The 20,289-nt window shown below is 61.5% G+C and carries 22 protein-coding genes and 1 pseudogene; 14 read left to right on the top strand and 9 right to left on the bottom strand.

All coding sequences use genetic code 11. The features are described from left to right. Positions 1-543 (bottom strand): cytochrome P450 family protein (locus J6497_RS38165; protein WP_225709328.1); only part of this gene is annotated, 543 nt, incomplete at its 3' end. 352 nt (positions 544-895) lie between these two features. On the opposite strand from J6497_RS38165, the gene J6497_RS38160 reads away from it, so the two are divergent. From J6497_RS38160 to J6497_RS41420, 4 genes and pseudogenes are all read left to right on the top strand, one after another. After that, complete coding sequence (locus tag J6497_RS38160; protein WP_225709327.1) at positions 896-1,138, top strand: hypothetical protein; 243 nt, start codon at positions 896-898, stop codon at positions 1,136-1,138. 390 nt (positions 1,139-1,528) lie between these two features. Further along, positions 1,529-1,657 (top strand): annotated as a pseudogene (locus tag J6497_RS38155) (transglutaminase family protein); the annotation flags it as partial. A 148-nt stretch (positions 1,658-1,805) separates the two neighbouring features. Then, complete coding sequence (locus tag J6497_RS38150; RefSeq protein ID WP_225709330.1) at positions 1,806-2,432, top strand: hypothetical protein; 627 nt, start codon at positions 1,806-1,808, stop codon at positions 2,430-2,432. Between the two features lie 75 nt (positions 2,433-2,507). Continuing rightward, positions 2,508-2,642: a hypothetical protein gene (locus J6497_RS41420; protein ID WP_283845918.1), complete on the top strand. Its 135-nt coding sequence runs from the start codon at positions 2,508-2,510 to the stop codon at positions 2,640-2,642. Positions 2,643-3,033: 391 nt separating this feature from the next. Here J6497_RS41420 and J6497_RS38145 read toward each other — a convergent pair whose 3' ends face one another. Next, positions 3,034-3,399 carry a hypothetical protein gene (locus tag J6497_RS38145; RefSeq protein WP_225709326.1) on the bottom strand — a complete coding sequence of 122 codons (366 nt, stop codon included), beginning with the start codon at positions 3,397-3,399 and terminating at the stop codon, positions 3,034-3,036. A 168-nt stretch (positions 3,400-3,567) separates the two neighbouring features. Here J6497_RS38145 and J6497_RS38140 point away from each other — a divergent pair, with 168 nt between their 5' ends. From J6497_RS38140 to J6497_RS38110, 7 genes are all read left to right on the top strand, one after another. Further along, positions 3,568-4,503 (top strand): class I mannose-6-phosphate isomerase, encoded by a 936-nt coding sequence (locus tag J6497_RS38140; RefSeq protein ID WP_225709325.1) that lies wholly within the window; start codon positions 3,568-3,570, stop codon positions 4,501-4,503. Beyond that, the gene (locus J6497_RS38135; protein WP_225709324.1) at positions 4,500-6,785 is read left to right on the top strand and encodes a glycosyltransferase family 4 protein; all 2,286 of its coding nucleotides are present in this window, start codon (positions 4,500-4,502) and stop codon (positions 6,783-6,785) included. The genes J6497_RS38140 and J6497_RS38135 overlap by 4 nt, the downstream gene beginning before the upstream one ends. Positions 6,786-6,817: 32 nt before the next feature. Next, a complete protein-coding gene (locus J6497_RS38130) occupies positions 6,818-8,167 on the top strand; it encodes a glycoside hydrolase family 130 protein (protein ID WP_225709323.1) in 1,350 nt (449 codons plus the stop codon). A gap of 14 nt (positions 8,168-8,181) precedes the next feature. After that, a complete protein-coding gene (locus tag J6497_RS38125) occupies positions 8,182-8,424 on the top strand; it encodes a hypothetical protein (protein WP_225709322.1) in 243 nt (80 codons plus the stop codon). Between the two features lie 37 nt (positions 8,425-8,461). Further along, complete coding sequence (locus J6497_RS38120) at positions 8,462-8,662, top strand: hypothetical protein (protein WP_225709321.1); 201 nt, start codon at positions 8,462-8,464, stop codon at positions 8,660-8,662. Positions 8,663-8,693: 31 nt separating this feature from the next. Beyond that, positions 8,694-8,942, top strand: coding sequence for a type VI secretion protein (locus J6497_RS38115; protein ID WP_225709320.1), 249 nt, complete (start codon positions 8,694-8,696; stop codon positions 8,940-8,942). 112 nt (positions 8,943-9,054) lie between these two features. Then, entirely contained in the window at positions 9,055-9,318 is a 264-nt protein-coding gene (locus tag J6497_RS38110; RefSeq protein WP_225709319.1) for a hypothetical protein, read from the top strand. 344 nt (positions 9,319-9,662) lie between these two features. Here the strand turns inward: J6497_RS38110 and J6497_RS38105 are convergent, their stop codons facing one another. From J6497_RS38105 to J6497_RS38080, 6 genes are all read right to left on the bottom strand, one after another. Beyond that, a complete protein-coding gene (locus J6497_RS38105) occupies positions 9,663-10,286 on the bottom strand; it encodes a DsrE family protein (RefSeq protein ID WP_225709318.1) in 624 nt (207 codons plus the stop codon). A 25-nt stretch (positions 10,287-10,311) separates the two neighbouring features. Continuing rightward, a complete protein-coding gene (locus J6497_RS38100) occupies positions 10,312-10,941 on the bottom strand; it encodes a hypothetical protein (protein ID WP_225709317.1) in 630 nt (209 codons plus the stop codon). Beyond that, positions 10,938-11,981 carry a TAXI family TRAP transporter solute-binding subunit gene (locus tag J6497_RS38095; protein ID WP_225709316.1) on the bottom strand — a complete coding sequence of 348 codons (1,044 nt, stop codon included), beginning with the start codon at positions 11,979-11,981 and terminating at the stop codon, positions 10,938-10,940. Before J6497_RS38095 ends, J6497_RS38100 begins: the two co-directional genes overlap by 4 nt. Before the next feature lie 71 nt (positions 11,982-12,052). Continuing rightward, on the bottom strand, positions 12,053-13,399 hold the full coding sequence (locus J6497_RS38090; RefSeq protein ID WP_225709315.1) for a coiled-coil domain-containing protein: 1,347 nt from the start codon (positions 13,397-13,399) through the stop codon (positions 12,053-12,055). Positions 13,400-14,208: 809 nt separating this feature from the next. Further along, entirely contained in the window at positions 14,209-14,835 is a 627-nt protein-coding gene (locus J6497_RS38085; RefSeq protein WP_225709314.1) for a transglutaminase-like cysteine peptidase, read from the bottom strand. Positions 14,836-15,168: 333 nt separating this feature from the next. Continuing rightward, the gene (locus J6497_RS38080; RefSeq protein WP_225709313.1) at positions 15,169-15,786 is read right to left on the bottom strand and encodes a PilZ domain-containing protein; all 618 of its coding nucleotides are present in this window, start codon (positions 15,784-15,786) and stop codon (positions 15,169-15,171) included. 529 nt (positions 15,787-16,315) lie between these two features. Here J6497_RS38080 and J6497_RS38075 point away from each other — a divergent pair. From J6497_RS38075 to J6497_RS38065, 3 genes are read left to right on the top strand one after another with little or no spacing between them, the layout of a single operon-like run. Beyond that, on the top strand, positions 16,316-17,176 hold the full coding sequence (locus J6497_RS38075; RefSeq protein ID WP_225709329.1) for an FAD binding domain-containing protein: 861 nt from the start codon (positions 16,316-16,318) through the stop codon (positions 17,174-17,176). 3 nt (positions 17,177-17,179) lie between these two features. Beyond that, positions 17,180-17,662 (top strand): (2Fe-2S)-binding protein, encoded by a 483-nt coding sequence (locus tag J6497_RS38070; RefSeq protein WP_225709312.1) that lies wholly within the window; start codon positions 17,180-17,182, stop codon positions 17,660-17,662. Beyond that, positions 17,659-19,920, top strand: a complete 2,262-nt coding sequence (locus tag J6497_RS38065; RefSeq protein WP_225709311.1) for a xanthine dehydrogenase family protein molybdopterin-binding subunit — start codon at positions 17,659-17,661, stop codon at positions 19,918-19,920. Before J6497_RS38070 ends, J6497_RS38065 begins: the two co-directional genes overlap by 4 nt. 203 nt (positions 19,921-20,123) lie before the next feature. On the opposite strand, the gene J6497_RS38060 is transcribed toward J6497_RS38065, so the two are convergent. Continuing rightward, a partial coding sequence (locus tag J6497_RS38060) for a transposase (RefSeq protein ID WP_225707302.1) occupies positions 20,124-20,289 on the bottom strand: 166 nt, incomplete at its 5' end.

Genomic DNA, 20,289 nt, shown 5'->3' with positions numbered 1-20,289 from the left:
TTCCGATCGCGCTCCGAGAAAAACATTCGTCCACCTCCGAAAGCGCGTCCGGGCCTCCTCGGGCAAGCCCAGCAGCTCCGAGATCATGGTCAACGGAAGCGGAAGGGCGAAATCCTCAATAATATCGGGCTTCAATTTTGCGCGCATCCGATCGACGAGATCCTCAGCCAGCACTTCGGCGCGGTTTCGTAACTGCTCGATGCGTGCACGACTAAACGCCTTGTTGATCAGGACCCGCAGCCTTCGATGTGCGGGGTCGTCCAGGTCCAGCATGTTTTCTGACAGCGTCCTAAGGCTCACTGGTGTCCACCACGGAACAGACTTGGGCGAGCTCAGCCCTGCATTGCGCGGGTTCTTGACGAACCTGTCGCTGTCTTGCAGGCACAAGACTACGTCATCGTAACGTGTAATCAGCCACGCTCGCTTCAGGACGGGTACGCGAACTTCGAAGACCGGCGCCTCGCCGCGAAGAAACGCATAGAGCGGAAACGGGTCACGCTTGTGGGCGGCTGAGTAGATATCGACTTTTCGGGGGTCATTCATGGCGCTTAAAATCGGCAGGTCGTAGATGCTTAGTTCTTCCAGCCGTGCTACCAGGTCCCAGCACCCCTAGATACAAACCAAAGCAAGAATGTATTGCGTCGCAGTGCCCGTTCAACGATGACCGGTACGGGTCAAAACCTGTAATACTTGCGGAGAGCAAATCGAGCCCGGTTTGCCTCTGAGAGCGGACCCCATCGCGACAGGTCAAATCTGTCGCGATGGGCCAACAACAGACTCATGCACCGCAGCAAATGACCCATCATGCGGCGTGCGTCGCGGCACCGCATGATTAAGTTGCTATCCGACCCCGGGGGGAGGATGCTGTCGGCTTCGGGCACGATGGAGAGCAAGCATGAGCAAGGCAGGTCTCGACAATCGCCACCGCAACAAGGATGGCGAAATCAGCCACAAGCACGGAAACACCCTCATCCGCACGTTGCGCAAGATTTACGGACAAGGCTTCGCAGCCGGTTATCCTGAAACCGAGAAGCTGAGTGAAGTTCTGCTTCAGTTGAACGAAACGTCGATGAGCCAGCTCCGCCGTGATCATGAGACCGGCCACTTGCAGCACAAAATCGCCAACGCATCGAAGTAACGCCGCGAAATGGCGAAGACCCTGCTTTCGATGCAAACTTTGCGGTGGCGGGCATTGGAGGAAATTCGACAGCGACCCGGTTGTTCGAGTGTAACGAGCATCGCAATAAATCGCGTCACCGATGACCGTGCAGAAAGTGACTGGTCGATTTGCGTGGTATCTGCTGGCGCTGCCGATCCAAATACGGCGGCTCGGGCAGCGATGTATGTCCAGCAGGCCCTCCGCCGCGACTACGATCTGACGCCGGATTGATCGGGCGGCTGCGACTGCCTCAGTTTGGACGCCGGCGGGCGCAAGCGAACGACGACCCAATATTCAGCAACGCAAGACAGAGTGGCATTTGCCGTTGTGTTACGGCCCCTTTGGGAACAGCTTGTCCCGAATATAGCGTATGGCCCAGGCGACTTTGCTGGGTCGTTTGAAGCCTATATCAGCGGGCGCTGGCACACATTCGATCCGCGCAACAACGTGCCCCGGATTAACCGCGTGCTGATGGCACAGGGACGCGATGCCTCCGATAATAGGCATGCGAGGCCTGTCATCTTTCGCGAAACCGGCATGCGGCTTGATGGACCGATTGCATCGGGGTGCAAGCGCAATTGCGTCTGGCGGATCGAGCTTATCGCTCATCGACAGTACGCGAACTGCCCAAAATACGAGCGGCAGCTTGAGCGTGAAGCCGCAGCAGAACCGAATACGCTTTACACTATCAGGTCAACGATATAGCGTTCCACGACAGGTCGGCAGACGGCTCACCTTGGAGCTGCCCGTAAAGCAGCGACTTCCGAAGTCGCCGCTCATTGTCGTAGCAGCAGCTCGAGTGCCATCGGACGGCGCAAATCATAATTTGACGTTTACTATCAGCGTCGGCGTGTCAGCGGCGCTGGCGCGCATCTGTGGATGCGCAAGAAAGGCGACCTTCATGAGAGTTCCTGCAATCTTGCAAGGCGAGTCCCGGACCCGTTTCCTTCAAGGGATCGCCTTCGGCGCCGTCGCGGCCGTAGCAATTGGCTTTATCTGGGGCGGCTGGGTCACTGGAGAGACCGCTAGAATCATGAGTGCTACGGCGGAGACCAGTGGCCGGATGTCTGTTCTGGTGCCGATGTGCGTCGCGCAGTTCACAGCCGCGGACGGTGCTGTCGCCAAGTTCAAGGCGGCCAGCTCTTATTCCCGAGACACCATTGTCCGCGAATTCGTGAAAGACGTGGCGTCCACGAACATGGATTACTCGTTCGCCAAGGCTTGCGCATCCGGTATCGAAACAGAGCTCGCAAAGACAGCGACGAAGAGTTGACGAGCCCCGCCCGCACGCTCCATGAGATAGGGGCGCCAGTTCGATTGTGCCAGAGACGCAGAGGAGCTTGGGACGATGAGCAAAGGCGAACGACACGGCAATCGAGAAGCGAAAAAGCCGAAGAAGGAAAAGCCGAAGATCGTCGCGGCAGCGCCGAGCGCGAAGGCTATCGTGTCGACCAAGTTCAGCATCGGCTCGAAGAAGCAATGAGGCTTTCCGGACAAACGAGTGATATCAGGTCTCGACCGCGACCCTACCTCGGATACTGTGTGATTGCAGCCATACTGCTTGGCTGCCTTTTCACCATCAACAGCTTCCAAGAGGATAACTCCGCGACCATGGCGCCGTATCTGGGCCTTCATCCCTAGCGTCGGGCAGGTTGTCGGCTTACCTATCGATCACCTCGTCGGCCCCCGGCAAGCAATGTTGGCAGAATCGTAAGACCGAGCGTCTTCGCAATGCTTGGTTGGTCGCGAGCACGAATTTCGTCGGTGGGTGAATAAAAAGATTGTTCGCCTTGGCGCCTAAAAGGGTGTGGTCCAATATAGAAGACTACGCGGTCATAGTAATCAACTAAATCGGGCGCATCGGGTATGGCCCGCTAGGTTGGTTCGCTCAACAAGGTGCGGATCCCCTTGTCGGCGTCATAGATTTCGATCTGAAGCATCGGATAAGCCGCCTTCAGTTTTCGACCCGATGCTTCAACGGCTTCAACAGTGTCAAATTCCGACTTGAAATGACCGTCGACGATGATTGCGAATCCTTCGGTGGAAAACCGATCGGCTCGTACAATTTTCTTCGGCTCTGGCTCGTCAATTGAAAGAACAGGTTTTTTCGTCTTTTGTGCGGGAGATTCTCTTTCGGCCACGATGTCGAGGGAAATCGCAAAGGAATGACCGGGGAATGCGGCCCTCATGACACGCTTGCGCGAGAAGACGGCGTTTTCCATCATATCGATGGCGCGCACCGCTCAAAGGTTGATATCAGGTGCCGAAGTATCCATATGGTAAGATAGCGTAAGCACTTCCTTGTCGTAGGCGTGTCCCGAAACGCGACGCCCAGCCACACAATATTATGGACGATTAGCAGCCAACGGCATGTCGCTCCGACGTGCGCGTTAGAGTCAGGACAGCTTATGCCCGTCGAACATGCCTCCGTGCGGGCCGTACAGAAGCCCTGGGGTGTCAGCGATCTCCGGCCCTGGAGCAGCATCGATGGTACGGGTGATGCCGTGGGGGAGTTATGGTTCGAGCGGGCCGACAAAAACGCGCCGATCCCTGGCTTGCTGCTCAAGCTGCTGTTCACCGGTGCGCCATTGTCGATCCAGGTTCATCCCGACGATACTTTCGCGCGGGCAATGGGGCTGCAGAACGGCAAGAGCGAAGCGTGGTACATCATCTCGGCGAAACCGGACGCACGGATCGGCGTCGGGCTGGAGCGGCGGGTAACGCCACAGGAATTACGGGCCTCGATCCGGAACGGTTCGATCGTCGAACTGGTTCGATGGCGTCCTGTTGAGAAGGGCGATGTCATCTTTATTCCGGCTGGCACTATCCATGCCTTGGGCGCCGGCATCGTGCTCGCCGAAATTCAGCAGCGAAGCGATGCCACATTCCGCTTGTTCGACTATGGCAGGCAACGCGAGTTGCACGAAGACAACGGCGTAGCGGTGGCCAACGCCTGGCCACTCCGATCTGCAATCAATCCGATCCGCCTTACGGATGAACGAACAGCTCTCGTCGCGAGCCGATATTTCGTTCTCGAGCGACTTGACCTGCCTGAGGGCTCAAGCTGGGCGTTGCTCGCTGAAGCGGAGACCTGGATCCTTGTTCTCGACGGCCACGCGGCGATCGGATTGGCAATGGCATCGATAGGACAGGCGATCTTCGTTGGTGGCGGCCGTACCAGCATCGAAGTCGGCGTCAACGGATTGGCGGCCCTGGTCGCCTATCCGGCGGCTGCTCCGGTCGGTTCCCTGCTTCAGCGGCTCGGCGAGCCATCGGCCAATCCTGTTTCACAAGCCGCCATAGCTGTTCCGCAATTGACGGGCCTTGCCGAGGTGCAGACGTGACGCCGCCCCGCAGGATCGCGGTGATCGGAAATTCATTGCCTCGCCGCTGCGGTATCGCAACATTTACGACCGATCTGCAACGCGCGATCTCGATTTCCCGGCCAAATCTCGAGACTTGCATCGTGGCGATGACCGACCATGGTCAGGCCTATGGCTATCCCGCTTCCGTCGCCTTCCAGGTCAAAGATGACGCGATCGAGGATTATGTTCGCGCAGCAGACTTTCTGAACGCCGGCCGATTCGACGTGGTTTGCCTGCAGCACGAGTTCGGAATTTTTGGCGGCGAAGCCGGCGCCCACATCCTCGAGCTGCTGTCGCGCCTTACTATGCCGATAGTGACAACGCTGCACACGGTGCTGGCCAGGCCGACCAAGGTTCAGCGCGCGGTGATGGAACACCTCGTCGGGGGGTCCTCAAAGATAGTCGTGATGGCCAACAAGGGCCGCGAGCTGCTGCACAGCGTCTATCGTGTGCCGGACGACAAGATCGAAGTCATTGCCCATGGCATTCCTGACTTTCCGTTTGTTGAGTCTAACGCAGCAAAAGCCAAACTCGGATTCAGCGACCGCTCCGTCATTCTGACGTTCGGCCTGCTGTCCCCCAGCAAGGGCATTGAGGTCGTAATCGACGCCATGCCCTCGATTCTCAAACGATGCTCGGACGCGGTCTACGTCGTGCTCGGTGCGACCCATCCCAATCTGGTTCGGGATGAGGGCGAAGCCTATCGCGAGAGCCTGATGACGCGGGTGCAGGAGCTTGGCGTCGAGAACAACGTCATATTCCTCAACCAGTTCGTTGATCAGGCCACGCTGCTCGAATTCATTTCGATGTGCGATGTCTATGTCACGCCCTATCTCAACGAAGCGCAGATGACGTCGGGCACGCTGGCCTATAGCTTCGGCCTCGGAAAACCAGTTGTGTCAACGCCTTATTGGCACGCGCGCGAATTGCTGGCCGATGGGCGCGGCGTTCTCGTTTCCTTTGGCGACGTGGCAGGGATCGGCAACGGAATTGCGCAATTGCTTACCGACAATCCTCGCGGGCAGGCCATGCGCGAGCGAGCCTACGCGGGCAGCCGATCGATGACATGGGAGCGTACCGCCCAACGCTACATGACCGCTTTCGAGAATGCGCAGCAGGGTCACTTGCTGAAGGTCATTACGCGCGGCAAACGAGACCTGGTCGCGCCAAACGAGCTCGCGGCGCCGAGCATGCAGACAGGCCATTTTCTGTCGATGTGTGATGATACCGGCTTGTTCCAGCACGCCGTGCATTCGGTGCCGGATCGCTCGCATGGCTATTGCGTGGATGACAATGCTCGCGCGCTGTTATTGGCCTGTGCCCTCAATGAACCGGGCGAGCAGCCCCTGGCGGATATGTTGACGGCACGATTTGCCGCTTTTGTGCAGCATGCCTGGAATCCCGACACCGGACGATTTCGCAACTTCATGGGCTTCAACCGGACCTGGCTTGAAGACAAAGGCTCCGAAGACAGTCACGGACGGACATTGTGGGCGTTGGGTCAATGCGCGCTTAAAGATGCCAGTCCGTCACGGCGTCGATGGGCGGCCGCCTTGTTCGCCCAGGCACTGCCAACCGTGAAAACCTTTGGTTCGCCCCGTGCGTTGGCCTTCACGCTGCTGGGGTTGGACGCTTATTGCGCTCTGGATCCCAACGATCGCCACGCCCGGGAAATTCGTCGCGCGCTCGCCGACAGACTGATGTCCAGCCTCGCGTCGGTCGAGACGCCGGACTGGACGTGGTTCGAGGAGGGGCTCGCGTATGACAACGCGCGCCTCCCGCAGGCCTTGATGCTGACGGGCATGGCGACGCAAACACCCAGCTATGTCGATGCCGGTCTAAGAACCCTCCGCTGGCTGATGACACAACAAACGGCAGCAACGGGCCATTTCCGACCGGTCGGCACAGCCAGTTTTGCCGAACTCCGTAAACCTCCGCGTGCGTTCGATCAGCAGCCGGTGGAGGCGACGGCGACGATTGCCGCCAGCCTGACCGCGTGGCGCGCGGCCGGCGATGCCGAATGGAAATCTGTCGCAGCGAACGTCTTCGCCTGGTTTCTCGGCAGCAACGATCTGTCGGTCGCGCTCGTCGATCCCGAGAGCGGCAGTTGCCGGGACGGACTGCATCCCGACCGTGCCAACGAAAATCGCGGGGGCGAGTCGGTTGTGTGCTATCTGTTGGGCCTTGCCGAGATTCGGCAGCTTGCCCACGTCAACGTCAATCCGACAAATCCCGTGGCGCTTCGCGCCGTCGGCGCCTGATCTAACGCTCACTCCGGCCAATCGAGGGCACGTTGTCGCAAGCCACTTTCGTGCATCGCCAAGCGCTCTATCTGCGCCCCGACCCCGCACGCGTCATCGTGCGTCCGTTCAAGCCGGCGACGGAACCGCGCGATCTTAACGCGACCGACAAGACACGCGCCAACCATATCGTCGAACGCGTTCTCGCGCTCGACCCGAAGGCCGCGGCCAGCCAGCTCAAGGATGTGCTGGATAACTTCCAGGGTCGGCATCGCAACCTGCTGGAGACGTTCGAGCTGCGTGCCGACGAGATGGAGGAGGCGTTCGCGGCGCATGGCAATTTTTCAGAAACCCAGCGCCAGCTGGTCGGCGCCTATTTTCTTAACGAGTATTCGTTCGAAGCATCGGCGCTGTTCAATCCCAGTATCGTCCCGCATCCTGATCAGTCGGGGACCGCGACCGGCAGCCTGCGCTTTATCCTCAGCCTGCGTGCCGTCGGCGAGGGACACGTGTCGTCGCTGACGTTTCGCTCCGGGACCATCGCAACCGACGGCAGCCTTGCCGTCGATCCGACGGTCCGGCTCGCTTCAAGTCCCCGGATCGGGTACACGATACCCGGACCAATCGGCGATGAGGTTGGGGTCGTCTTTGAACCGGACCAGGACATCAGTGAACGCGTCATCTTTCCGGTTACAGACTCCCAGTCGCACGGGATCGAAGATGCCCGCTTTGTCGAATTCACCGATGGCGGCCGGACGACCTATTACGCAACCTACACCGCGTACAGCGGCACAGCGATCCGATCTGAATTGATCGAGACCAGCGACTTTCTGTCTTTTCGAATGTCTCCGCTGCATGGCGCGGCCGCGCGCAACAAGGGCATGTCGCTATTCCCGCGCAGGATTGACGGCAAGTACGCCATGATCGCCCGGCAGGACAATGAGAACCTCTATCTGGTCTACTCAAACGACCTGTACACGTGGGAAGGCGGTCAGGCGATCTTGAAGCCGCAGTTTCCCTGGGAGTTCGTGCAGATCGGCAACTGCGGGTCACCGATCGAACTGGATGACGGCTGGCTGCTGTTCATGCACGGTGTCGGTCCGGTTCGGAAGTATTCGATCGGCGCAGCGCTGCTCGACAAGCGCGACCCGTCCAAAGTGCTGGCGCGTTCGAGCGAACCGTTATTGCGGCCAGAACCTTCCGAACGCGAAGGCTACGTCCCTAATGTCGTCTATACATGCGGCGCCATGAGGTACCACGACCAGATCATTTTGCCGTACGCGGTGTCGGATACCTTCTCCAATTTTGCGACCATCAAGATTTCGGCGCTTATGCAAGCGATGCAAGGTGAGTTGCCATCTCCACTAAAACAAAGTGCGAATGTCCGTGCCTCCGACCGGTGACGTAAGGAGACTTGATGGCCCGCGAAACAATTTATTTCGTCCAGTCATTCAATGCCGGAAAAGGCAGAAACCTTAAGGCCGATGCTCCAATAGCCTGCAAATCGGCAACAGCCGCCGTCCGAACGGCGGAACGACTGGCATTAAACAAACTCGGGGTGGTTGCCTTTTCATCCTCAGGCGATCCGGAAATGGGCGACTATGATGACGAGCCTACGGTCATCTTCCGCAACGGCCAATTTCCTTTTGCCTTTGACTGAGATCTTTGATGGGTAAAAACGAACAAAGGGGCCCTAGATGAGTGAACGACTCGAAACGCTGAAAAAAGCCCGTGCGCGTATGATCGAAGACAGGGACGCCCATGCGAAGGTGCTGGCCGCTCCCTTTGACCGGGACAAGGCCGAGCGAGCACGCACCAAGTTCACCGAGATTCAAACGCTGATCGACGCGCTGGACCGCGCCATAAAGGGCGAAGACGTTATCTCGCCAAATAGCTGAGTCTGCGATGTAACCCGCAAAAGGAAACTGGATGAAGAGGATTCTCGCAGTATTCGTGCTCTGCGCAGTCGCACAGAGCGCTTTCGCCATGGGACCAGATTGCAGCGCGATCGAACCCGCGAGCGAACGGCTGGCTTGTTACGACGCGGCGTCTCCTCCAAAAGCCAAAAAGCCCGTTGGTGTTGAAAACGATGGATCGCGCGCTGCGTACAAAGACCCATTCATCGCGGAAGACGCCCGAACAGCCGCCAAGCTAAAGAACATCTGCCGCGGTTGTTGAAATATCCGGGAACAACGGTATTCGTCCATAGTGTCACCGAAGGTGCGACGAGCGGATGGCCACGGCTAAGGCGTCGTTCTCAAACCGGCGACTTAGCTCGGAAAGGTGAGCGATGATTTCAACCGATCGCTTCAGACAGGAGATTCGATCTCGATTGGAGGTGGCTGCTGCTCGGGGATGCCGCAACCTTATCATCGATGCCAAAGAACTCTATCATGCCCTGTGCAAGCGCCCGGTCTTTAGCCCATGGATGGTCTTCTGCTGTAACGCCATGCGCGCTGAAATGACAGAGGCTGACAACTTAATTTTTGATTATGCGAACGATACGTTGCTAACCGTAAATTACAAACTGCCGCGAAAGTCGCTTTGTAAATGAAAAGGGAAGCACTCGAGGCTGGCTGCCCTCGATAGCGGGGCGCAAGGTTTGCAGTTCGTCTTTCGTCAATCGTTGCTCGAGGAAACCATCGACCGCGGCATGCGGCGTTGGCTTGCGAACAGGATCAAGAATGGTCTCGAATGCTTCATCGTCCTGCGGATGAAGAATCCTTATGAGACCGACGCCCTGGGGCCTGTCGGGAGATCATTGGGATGGGGCCCCTATTGGGCGTCGCAGCAAAAAACGATCGATGTCGCTGTTGGGTCAACAGCGTCGATTTGACCGTCCGCCGATCACTTCCGGTCTTCACCGATAGGGGACATTCTCAGAATCGGTCGGGAGTCTCACAGTTTGACGTAGGTCCAGCCCTGCTCCTGCAGCTCCATGACGCGGACGACGCCGGATTTCACGATCGTCGCCTGTGGAATCAGGCTGATATCCTTGTTCTCCGCCTTACGCATGTTTTCCTTGGTATTACCGCAGGCTTTGAAGGAGATTTCCGGGTTGCTCATCGCGAGCCCCTCGATGCGCGCCTTCACTGGAGAGGTGTCATCGCGCAGCATGTGAAGCCCAGGGCCAAAAGTGACAACCTCGATCGACACGTCTTCACCGAGATCGCGGTAGTATTGCGCAACGTTGGTCGCATTGTTAAGCGCCAGATTCATCATTGCAGGTTCGTTGGAATTGACCTGCAGGAGCAGCTGATGCGGCTTCCTGGCGATCTCGGTGGGTTTTGTCACCAGCGCCAGTTTCTGATCGCTCTTCCGGTCGTGCTTGCTCGTCTGATCGTCCTTCTGCCTGCTCGCCTGCGTCTGCCTGCTCGGCGGCTTCGGCTTGCTCACCCGGTACGACTTCCTCGCTTGCGGCCTCACCTGATCGTCCATCTGCGCTTGCGCGGTCGGCGCGATCAGGAGCGACATCGCCAAGCCGGCAATGGCGGCTATCGCCAGATTTCCAATTCTGATCATCTTGCTTCTCCCCGTCCCATGACCATCACTCTCCCGGCCTGGCGACGGCACGTGGCCATTTGCACGCCGCCGCCAGTTTTTCACGCACGGTCTTCAATCCGCCGAGCAGGAAATGCCCCTCCTGAGCCGCGCCGGTGCGGGTGAAAAGGCGGACAGCGATGCCGCCCTCGTCGGGTAACGATTGCAGCAGACGCACGACGTCGCCGCGGAAGGCGACGCCGGACCCGAATGATGGCGAGGCGGCCGCAAGCTGCACCGGCGAGTCCTCATTGACGCGGTAGGAGATGGCGTATTCCGCGGCGCTGCGTGACACCGCCGGTCCCGCGAGCAGGAGTTCGGTGCGGCCCTTGCGGCAGTGGATCACCAGTTGCATCGCGGCGCCCTCCGAGCCGCCGCGGGCGAATGTGGTGGCGGTGACGATCGGCGAATAGTCCACCGGCGAGGTGGTCTCGCTGAGCCGCCAGTTATCGTACGGCGCGGGGCGACCGGGCGGCGCAATCTTGCGTGATAGATCCTCCAGACATTCCAGCCGGGCTGGTCCCTCCATCACCGAGCACGCCCGAAGATTTGTCATCGGATCGTTTGTGCCTTGTGCGTAAGCGATGCCGCAGACCATCTTGAAGGTGACAGCGATGGGAAAAGCAGCGGTCTTCATGGCGGCGCCTGTGCGCTGCGCGCCTTGCGATCCAACCATTCCTGCGCGGCCTGGAAGCGGGCCAGCCCGGGGACGGTCGCTGCGAGATTGATCGACTTCCATTTCGGGTCAAAGCCTGGGGCCTGCAGGCGATCGATTCGCGAGAACAGGTAGTCGACAAAGCGTGCGACGCGTTGATAGCGGTTCGACCGCGGCGGCCAATTGAACGCAACAAGCGCGGTCGGCACCGCGATGGTCGACACCCGGTCGCCCTGCTTAATCAGATTGGGATACTCATTTGTCTCCAGCGTCGCGGGCAGGTAGTAGTCCTCGAATTTGCTGTCGTACTGGACCGGGAGAAACTTGAATCCCGCCTCCCAGCGGCCACGCACGAAGGCGTCGACTGGCTTCGAGGTGATGAACACCACGGCCGCCATCTCACCTTTGCGCATCTGTTCCAGGGCGACCTGATGGGGAATGAACATCTTCTCGACCTCGATGCCAAGACGGCTGAAGATCAGCGGTCCTGAATAGGCGGCCGCAGTGCCCTGCGTGTTGAAGTTCACTTTCCTGCCGGCGAGATCCTGCAGGCTTGTAATCTCCGGTCGGACGAAAACATGCAGCTCGGACGGGAACAGGTTGAGCAGGTAGGTGATGCGGCTTCGGATCTGCGGCGCTTGAATCCTGTACTCTTCGAGCGCGTCGGAATTGATGATCGCCGTATCGACGCCGCGCAGATAAAGCAGCGAGTTCAGATTCTCGGTGGCGCCGCGGGTGACGATCGGCAGCAGATGCAGGTTTGCGCCATCGTCGACGACGCGGGCCATTTCCGCGGCCAGGCGGATCGGCGCTCCCTCCAGCAAGCCGCCAGCGAGCCCAACGGTCCAGGCGTTCATGCGGTCTTTTTCGGCCTCCTGCGGGAAGGACCGTCGAACCACTTGCGCATTGCCCTTGGAGGATTGTGCGGTCTGTGCTTCCAGGTCAGCCGGCTGAAGCATCATGGCGACCAGCATCAACGTGGCGAGCAGGAGCAGGGAGCGTGGCCTTGGCAGAGTGTTCATGTCGGCACCCCTCTTGATCATCAACTGCAGCAGCCAACGTCATCATGTGTGAACACGACAACCTCATTCCCTTACCGAGGCAACGCGTCGAGCCGGTCCTTGGCCTCGCGAACACCGCCACGATGCGCCTTCGCGTAGAGCTCTCGCGCCTTGGCCGCGTCGCCGCGTGTTCCATAGGTGCCCCAGGCGGATAAAACGACGGGATCATATGTCTCCGCGAGCATGAAACTTGCCCGCGCACTGTCGTTCTCGGCGGCACGCTCAAGCACTATCCTCGCCGCGCCGATATTGCCCTGGCCGAGCAACGCGCCGGCGCGCGCAATCAATCGGGCCGCCTCAGCCTTGTCCTGATCTGCGGCTGTTGGCGGCTCCGATACGGCCGCTGCCACGGTCTGCGTCACCGGTGACACGGTCCGTGTTGCCGGCACCACCGGGCCTTCGTCCCGGGTTTCGATCTCGCGGTGCATTTCGGCAAGCTCGCTTGCGAGCGCCGCGGCGCGCGCCTGCGCCTCTTCGAGCGCGCGATGCTGTTGCTCGGCGCTTGCCGTTGCCTCGTGCGCGGTCTGGGCCTCCTTCACGAGGGCGGTGGTCTTTTCCCGCTCCTGCTGCAGCGACTGCCGCAGTTCGGCGATGGTTGCCTCCGCCGTCTGCTTCTGTTGTACGGCTTCATCGACCGCCTTTTGCCACTGCGCTGCCTGTGTCTCGATCTCGCTGCTCGTTCCGGCAAGTTCGCTCGCGAGTGCCGCGGCACGCATCTGTGCCTGGTCGAGCGCGCCGCGCTGTTGCTCGGCACTCGCTGCCATCGCCTGGCGCGCTGCGCCGACCTCCCGGCTGAGAGCAGCGGTCTTGTCCTGCTCCTGCTGCAGTTGTGCGTCCCTGTCCTCGATTTCGTGGCGCATTCCGGTAAGGTCGTTGGCGAGCGCCGCGGCATGGGCCTGTTCCTGCTGCAGGGACTGCCGCAGCTCCTCCGCTGTAATTTCCGCTGCCTCCCAGCGTTGCATCGCGTCGTCCTGGAACTTGCGCGACAGTCCCAGCATCGTCTCCAAGTCGCCGCGGGCCCTTGTGAGTTCGGCCGTCAGTGCGGAGGATCTTTCGCGTTCTTGCTGGAGCGACTGCTGCAATTGCGCGGACGCGGCCGCCGCCGGCTCGCCTGCCGGTGCGTCCCTGTGCGACGTGTCCTCTTCGGGCGCCTGGCGACGCTGCACCGTGCTTGCCAAGAGCACCTGTCGCGAAAGGTCGGCGTCCCCCGTGAGGACTGCTGCTGTTTCGCGCTGAAGGAGCGTTTGCCACCCAGCGACCGCAGGCTTCGAATTGAGCCCGACGTCGCGTCCAGCTTCGGTCGTTTGCGAAACCTCGTATTCGCTGAATGGCTCGAACACAGCGATCAGCGCAGCCGCAGCGAGGATTACAGCGATCAAAGAGGCCGTTAGCCTTCGGCCCGCACGACCGGCCGGGAGCAGACCGCTCGGTTGTTCGTAAAGCACCCAGATATCTTTTCCGTCCCTCGGTGCAGTATCAATTGGCTGGCGCATGAATGACGCCTTCGCGTGTCTTCGTATTCAATCAGACCACGTGCAATCGGAATGACGCCGCAGCAACTCGGGTGATCGCGGTGCCCCATCTCGTTATGAGAAAAACATCATTTAAATATGAATTAAAGTCAAATTAAATAACGTGCATTAAATACTAGGCGCGGTGACAACCGGCTGGAGTTCCCAACGGGTGGATTTGCCCGGGCCATGACAGCGACACCGCGCTTTCACGGGTCATGCCGGGCCGATCACTGCCGGCCTGGCCGATGGACGGCCATTGAGCCTGCTCGGCATGCCACCACCGTTGAGCTCGGCGGAGGCCACAAACGGGTTGAATCACGTCAACGCAAGCGCGACGAGGCCTGAGCACAACAGGACGATCCCGGCAATCGTGACGGCGAGAAAGCTGTAAGAGGCAAATTCTTCACGCATGGCGCACCTCAAAAAGCGGTCCCCGCAATTCCTGCTGATCGTCGTTCTCCAGCACCCACGACAAAGATATGGAGCGCCCGTTTCCGGAGAATTTCGAAAACGCCGGAAAATGGTTTCATCTCCCGCACCAATTGTTTCGTGAACGTCCCGCACGCGCCGCAAAAAGTTGCGGCCAGGCTTGGGGGAGCCTGGCCGCGCGCGAACCGGTCTGGGACGGGGAGGGGTGGGGATGTGACCGGGTCGCGGGTTCGATATCCCTTTGCTTATTGCCGGGAGCTGGCGGTGGCGACGGCCGGGCGGCCATCGCCGAGCGAGACCCACACATTGGGATCGCTCTGCGACTGCCGCTTGACGAAGCGGTAGCCGGTCTCGGTCCAGGCGACGACGTCCTCGTTCTGGTTGTCGAGGACGAACTCGCCCTTGTCGGTCTTCACGGTGAGCACCGCGTGGCCTTCACCTTTCTTGTCGCGCACGACAGTGATCAGCAGCGCCTCGCGCGGCCAGCCGGCGTCGATCAGCATCTTGCGCTTCAAGAGCACGTAGTCCTCGCAGTCGCCGTAGCCGTCCGTCGGCAACGACCATTTCTCGATCACGCCCCAATGATCGATGTCGGTCATTGGCTTGACGGTCTCGTTGACCCATTTGTTGACCCGCACCAGATCGCGCCACGCCGTCTGCGACAGCACGATGTCACGCGGTTGCGTCGCGCTGGGCCGGCATTCGCCTGCGTTCTCGGCGCAGAATTCGACCCAGCCGATCGGCGACCGCGTCGCGTCGCCAAGGCTGGCATAGACCACGTCGCCTGCTTTCGCCGCGACGCTGCTTGTGACGCTCAACCCGAACAGGATGGTGGCAACTGCCCATCCTTTCCCCTGTCCCCTGAAAACCATTGCGGCCCCCGTTTTTCTTGTTGGGACCACGTTTCGCACAAAGGTTTTGCGGTGCGGCTAAGTCAGCAAAGGTGATTTGACGCGAATGCAAGTAAAGCTGGCGGCAAATTCGATCTATACTTGACGCAAACTCGACTAAAATTTGAGACAACTGCAATTGATTCAAATTTTACGTATTAACGACCTGATGCCACGCCGGCGTGTCTTTCCCGTCGTGAGATCCGCGCGCGTTAACCGCGTGTGGTCGGCGCAAGACAAGGCAAAGGCGGCGTCCGCCATCGCGGATGCCGCCTTGTGGGCGTCGAAAATCACGGGATTCGAGGCTCGCGAGCTTTACCGCGCGGTAACCGCGTCTTCGAGCGTCTCGGCGGCCTGCTCGTGGACGAACTCGAGCGCGAAGCCATCGTCGAGGTTGCGCACCACGCGCGATTGCACGCGCCCGAGCATGACCAGCGATTTCAATGGCGGCCGGTTCTCGGCGGCGATCGCAGCACCCGACAGCGAGAGGTCGATGATGCGGCAGGTCATCTTGCTGCCGTCCTCCAGCGTGAGCAGCGCGATCGGGTTGCGCGGCACGATGCGGTCGTGGCGGCGGTCTTCCGGCAGATTGAGAATGTCGCGGTTGGCGAGCCAGGTGAGCTGGGCGGCGAGCTTGTCGCGCTTGCGCGGCGTCGAGATGATGGTCATCGCAAAGCCGTTGTCGATGATGCGGGTGATCTTGCCCTCGACGCGGCCGATATGGTCGAGATAGGCGATCACGCGGTCGCCGACATTGCCGATGCCGGGCGCGAGCAGCGCCAGCCCGCCGGGCGACATATTAATAATCTGGCAAGGAAACTCGCGCCGATCGGGCAGCATGTACCGGCCGAGCAGGTGCACTTTGACGCGCTGGAAGCGCCGCCGCTCCTCCTGTGCCGGGAAGACCGTAGGTTTCTTTTGTGCAAACGACATCACCGCCACTCGACAACCGGCCTTCCGGCGCGGGCAAACCCTACGGCTGACAGGGTTAATGGGCGGTTAGCCGCGGTTGCATGAAGTGTGGGCACGCACGCGACCGATGCGCGCAACGGCGAGAGCTCTCTCCACGCACGAACAGCGTGACTCGCGGCTGACCCCCATCCCAGCCTTCCCCCTTGCAGCCCCTTGCAGGGGGAAGGAGCGCAGCGGCGCCAGCGGCAGCGTCCCTTGAAAAGGGGAGGTCGGTTTGCGCGAGCAACGCGCAAACCGGGTGGGGATCCTGTCTCCACGAACGGCGAAGCCCGAGAGGGAACGCTGCGTTAGCCCTCGCGGATCATGACCGTTTTGTGTGAGAGCGGCAGCTCGCTCATGTGCAAATTCCCTTTGCGCATGGGAGGGCGCCACTTCGTCCGGGGCCGGAGGCTGTTCCGATGGCGTGCCGGCGTGTACTCTGTCGTGGACAGCCCCGGCAGAGGGCACGGACAAAGCACGATGGGAGGCATCGGACACGACCATGACGGATATCCGATACGTCGCGCCGCAGACGCTTGATGAAGCGGTCGGCGCTTATGCCGCGGCGGGCAGCGCCGCGCGCATCCTGGCCGGCGGCACGGATCTGTTGGTGCAGATGCGTTCGGGCGCGGTGAAGCCGGGCCTGATCGTCGACATCAAGAAAATCAGGGAACTCACTGCGATCGACGAGCTTTCCGGCGGCAGCTTCCGCGTCGGCGCGGCGGTGCCGGGCGCCGTGCTGGCCGAGCATCCGCGCTTCGGCAAGGTCTGGCCCGGCGTCCTGGAATCGGTGAACCTGATCGGCTCGACCCAGGTGCAGGGCCGCGCCTCCGCGGGCGGCAATCTCTGCAACGCTTCGCCGGCCGGCGACAGCGTGCCGGCGATGATCGCGGCCGGCGCCGTCGTCACCGTGCAGGGCCCGGACGGCCGCCGCGAGCTTGATGTCGAGGACGTCCCGGCCGGTCCCGGCCGCACCAATCTGAAACCCGGCGAGATCCTGGTCTCCTTCACGCTGCCGCCGCGCCCGCCGGGCTCCAGCGACGCTTACCTCCGCATGATCCCGCGCACCGAGATGGATATCGCCGTGGTCGGCTGCGGCGTCAGCCTGACGCTGAAGGGCGGCGTCTGCACCCACGCCCGCGTCGGCTTGGGGGCAGTGGCGCCGACCGCGCTTCTGATCGAGCCGGCCGCGCAGGCGCTGATCGGCTCCCGCCTCGATGACGCCGCGATCAATGCTGCCGCCAATGCCTGCCGCGCCGCCTGCCGTCCGATCGACGACAAGCGCGGCACCATCGCCTACCGCACCCAGATCGCCGGCGTGCTCTTGAAGCGCACCGCGAAGATCGCCGCCGAACGCGCGCAAGGGAAATGACAAATGGCAAAAGTGCATGTGACGACCACCGTCAACGACGAGCCGCTGGAATTCCTCTGCGAACCCTATGAGACCATGCTGGACGCGCTGCGCAACCAGCTCGCGCTCACCGGCTCCAAGGAGGGCTGCGCGTCGGGCGATTGCGGTGCCTGCTCGATCACGCTCGATGATCGGCTGGTCTGTTCCTGCCTGATGCTCGCCGCAGAAGCCGAGGGCCACGAGATCAGGACCATTGAGGGCATGGCGCGCGGCGGCCGGCTGCATCCGCTGCAGGAGAAATTTCTGGAGCAGGCCGCCCTGCAGTGCGGCATCTGCACCTCGGGCATGCTGGTCGCCTCCGAGGCGCTCTTGCGCAAGAACCCGAACCCGAGCGAGGAGGAAGTCCGCTTCTGGCTCGCCGGCAATCTCTGCCGCTGCACCGGCTACGACAAGATCGTCCGCGCGGTCTTGGAGACCGCAACTGAAATCCGGGAGGCCGCCCAATGAACATCGTCGTCAATAACAAGTGGATCGGCCAGCGCACCATCCGTCCCGATGGCGTCGACAAGGTCACCGGCCGCGCCGCCTTTGCCGCCGACACCGCCATGCCCGGCATGATCTGGGGCAAGGTGCTGCGCAGCCCGCACCCGCATGCGCGCATCCGCTCGATCGACACCTCCAGGGCCGAGGCGCTGCCCGGCGTGAAGGCCGTCGTCACCTCGCGCGACATCGTCGATTTCCCGATCGAGAAATCCGTGATGCTCGGCATCCAGGATATGCGCTGGATGTGCCGCAACGTGATGGCGCGCGACAAGGCGCTGTTCCCCGGCCATCCCGTCGCGGCGGTGGCCGCCACCACGGAAGCGATCGCCGCAAGGGCCTGCGAATTGATCGAGGTCGATTACGAGGTCTTGCCCTGGTCGATCGAGATCGACGACGCGATCAAGCCTGATGCCCCGATCCTGCACGAGTTCAACAAGTTCGAAGGCAAGCCGTCGAACATCGTCGGCACGCTGGAGCACAAGAAGGGCGACATCGAGCAAGGCTTCAAGCAGGCCGATGTCGTCATCGAGCGCACCTTCACCACGCGCCCGGTGCATCAGGGCTATATCGAGCCGCACGCCTGCCTGATCTCGGTCGCCGCCGACGGCAAGACCACGATCTGGAGCTCGAGCCAGGGCCAGTTCATGGTGCGCGCGATGACGGCCTATCTCACCGGCATCCCGCAGAGCGACATCCGCGCCATCCCCGCCGAGATCGGCGGCGGCTTCGGCGGCAAGACCATCGTCTATCTGGAGCCGCTCGCCACGCTGCTCGCCAAGAAATCCGGCCGCCCGGTCAAGATGGTGATGACGCGCGAGGAGGTGATGCGCGCCACCGGCCCCACGTCGGGCTCCAAGAGCACCGTGAAGATCGGCGCGAAGAAAGACGGCACCATCGTCGCCGCGCAAGGCACGTTCTACCTGCAGGCCGGCGCCTTCCCGGGCTCGCCGATCCGCGGCGCTGCGGGGTGCAGCTTCGCGCCTTACGACATTCCGAACGTGCTCTCGGTCGGCTTTGATGTCTGCTCCAACCGCTCCAAGGTCGCGGCCTATCGCGCGCCGGGCGCGCCGATCGGCGCCTACGCGGTGGAATGCGTGCTCGATGAGGTCGCAGAAAGCCTGAAGATGGACCCGCTCGACTTCCGCCTGAAGAACGCAGCGAAGCAGGGCACCAAGGCCGCGCATGGCCCGGTCTTTCCCCGCATCGGCTATGTCGAGACGGTGGAGGCGGCCAGGAACCATCCGCATTACAGCGCGCCGCTCGGCAAGCTGCAGGGCAGGGGCGTCGCCTCCGGCTTCTGGTTCAACGCCGGCGGTGAATCCTCCGCGCAAGTCAACATCACCGAGGACGGCAACGTCGTCGTCACCACCGGCCACCCCGATATCGGCGGCTCGCGCGCCGGCATCGCCAATGTCTGCGCCGAGCTGCTCGGCATCGACTATCGCCGCGTCTCCGTCATCATCGGCGACACCCAGACCGTCGGCTTCTCGAATCTCACCGGCGGCAGCCGCGTGCTGTTCGCTTCCGCGATGGTGGTGACGCAGGCAACCGAGAAGGTCATCAACACCCTGCGCGAGCGCGCCGCCAAGATCTGGGAGATCGATCCCGAGGCAGTGAAATGGGAGAACGGCGCCGCGCATCCCGCGAGCCCCAACGCCGGCCAGTTCGAGCCGCTGACGCTGGAGGATCTCGCCGAGAAGGCCCCCATGCAGGGCGGCCCGATCGGCGCCGGCGTACAGCTCAACACCCAAGGCGCCGAGGGCGGCTTCGGCACCCACATCTGCGACGTCGAGGTCGACATCGAGCTCGGCATCGCCCGCGTCATCCGCTACACCGCGGTGCAGGACGTCGGCCGCGCCGTCCACCCCGGCTATGTCGAAGGCCAGCTCCAGGGCGGTGTCGCACAAGGCATCGGCTGGGCGCTGAACGAGGAATACATCTATCGCAGCGACGGCAAGGTCGATAACCCCGGCTTCCTCGACTATCGCATGCCCGTCTGCTCGGACTTGCCGATGATCGACACCGTGCTGGTCGAAGTCCCGAACCCGAAACATCCGCAAGGCGTCAAGGGCGTCGGCGAAGTCCCGCTTGTGCCCGTGATGGCCGCGGTCGCGAACGCGATCTACCGCGCGGTGGGCAAGCGGTTCTACGCGCTCCCGATGTCGCCGCCGAAGGTGCTGGAGGGTTTGGAAACGCCGCCGCTGCAGCAAGCGGCAGAGTAGGTGCGCAGGGCGGATTAGCTCTGCTGCTCGAAGTTGCGAATTCCAGTCGCGCTGCGCTCCCTCTCCCGCTTGCGAGAGCTTTGCTTAATTGGCTGAGCGGGAGTGGCAGCCGATGTCAGGCATTTTTTTGCGCTGCCTCAGGCGGTACGCGAGGGTTGACGGCCGCGTTTTCAGGGCCGTCCGATGGCAGCGGGCGGTGGCGGTCACGCCGCAGCTCCCACGGGCTGCAGCACCGCCCATCGTTTGAGGTTCATGGCGAGGCAGATAAGACGCAGATGCGTCTGGTTGCGTCTCAGGCCCAGATAGCGGGCGCGCGCCCAGCGGTAGACGCCCTTGAGACGTGCGAAGACCTGCTCGACCGGCGCGCGG

Source organism: Bradyrhizobium cenepequi (assembly GCF_020329485.1).
In the GTDB taxonomy this organism is placed as follows: Bacteria; Pseudomonadota; Alphaproteobacteria; order Rhizobiales; family Xanthobacteraceae; genus Bradyrhizobium; species Bradyrhizobium cenepequi.
Note: the sequence above shows the minus strand (reverse complement) of the source record. Positions and strands in the feature narration are given on the sequence as shown.

Bases quoted from the DNA above. Each gene is read 5' to 3' on its own strand.
- J6497_RS38160 (WP_225709327.1), top strand. From the start codon at position 896: ATGAGCAAGGCAGGTCTCGACAATCGCCACCGCAACAAGGATGGCGAA.
- J6497_RS41420 (WP_283845918.1), top strand. From the start codon at position 2,508: ATGAGCAAAGGCGAACGACACGGCAATCGAGAAGCGAAAAAGCCGAAG.
- J6497_RS38140 (WP_225709325.1), top strand. From the start codon at position 3,568: ATGCCCGTCGAACATGCCTCCGTGCGGGCCGTACAGAAGCCCTGGGGT.
- J6497_RS38125 (WP_225709322.1), top strand. From the start codon at position 8,182: ATGGCCCGCGAAACAATTTATTTCGTCCAGTCATTCAATGCCGGAAAA.
- J6497_RS38120 (WP_225709321.1), top strand. From the start codon at position 8,462: ATGAGTGAACGACTCGAAACGCTGAAAAAAGCCCGTGCGCGTATGATC.
- J6497_RS38115 (WP_225709320.1), top strand. From the start codon at position 8,694: ATGAAGAGGATTCTCGCAGTATTCGTGCTCTGCGCAGTCGCACAGAGC.
- J6497_RS38110 (WP_225709319.1), top strand. From the start codon at position 9,055: ATGATTTCAACCGATCGCTTCAGACAGGAGATTCGATCTCGATTGGAG.
- J6497_RS38105 (WP_225709318.1), bottom strand. From the start codon at position 10,286: ATGATCAGAATTGGAAATCTGGCGATAGCCGCCATTGCCGGCTTGGCG.
- J6497_RS38100 (WP_225709317.1), bottom strand. From the start codon at position 10,941: ATGAAGACCGCTGCTTTTCCCATCGCTGTCACCTTCAAGATGGTCTGC.
- J6497_RS38095 (WP_225709316.1), bottom strand. From the start codon at position 11,981: ATGAACACTCTGCCAAGGCCACGCTCCCTGCTCCTGCTCGCCACGTTG.
- J6497_RS38085 (WP_225709314.1), bottom strand. From the start codon at position 14,835: ATGGTTTTCAGGGGACAGGGGAAAGGATGGGCAGTTGCCACCATCCTG.
- J6497_RS38080 (WP_225709313.1), bottom strand. From the start codon at position 15,786: ATGTCGTTTGCACAAAAGAAACCTACGGTCTTCCCGGCACAGGAGGAG.
- J6497_RS38070 (WP_225709312.1), top strand. From the start codon at position 17,180: ATGGCAAAAGTGCATGTGACGACCACCGTCAACGACGAGCCGCTGGAA.
- J6497_RS38065 (WP_225709311.1), top strand. From the start codon at position 17,659: ATGAACATCGTCGTCAATAACAAGTGGATCGGCCAGCGCACCATCCGT.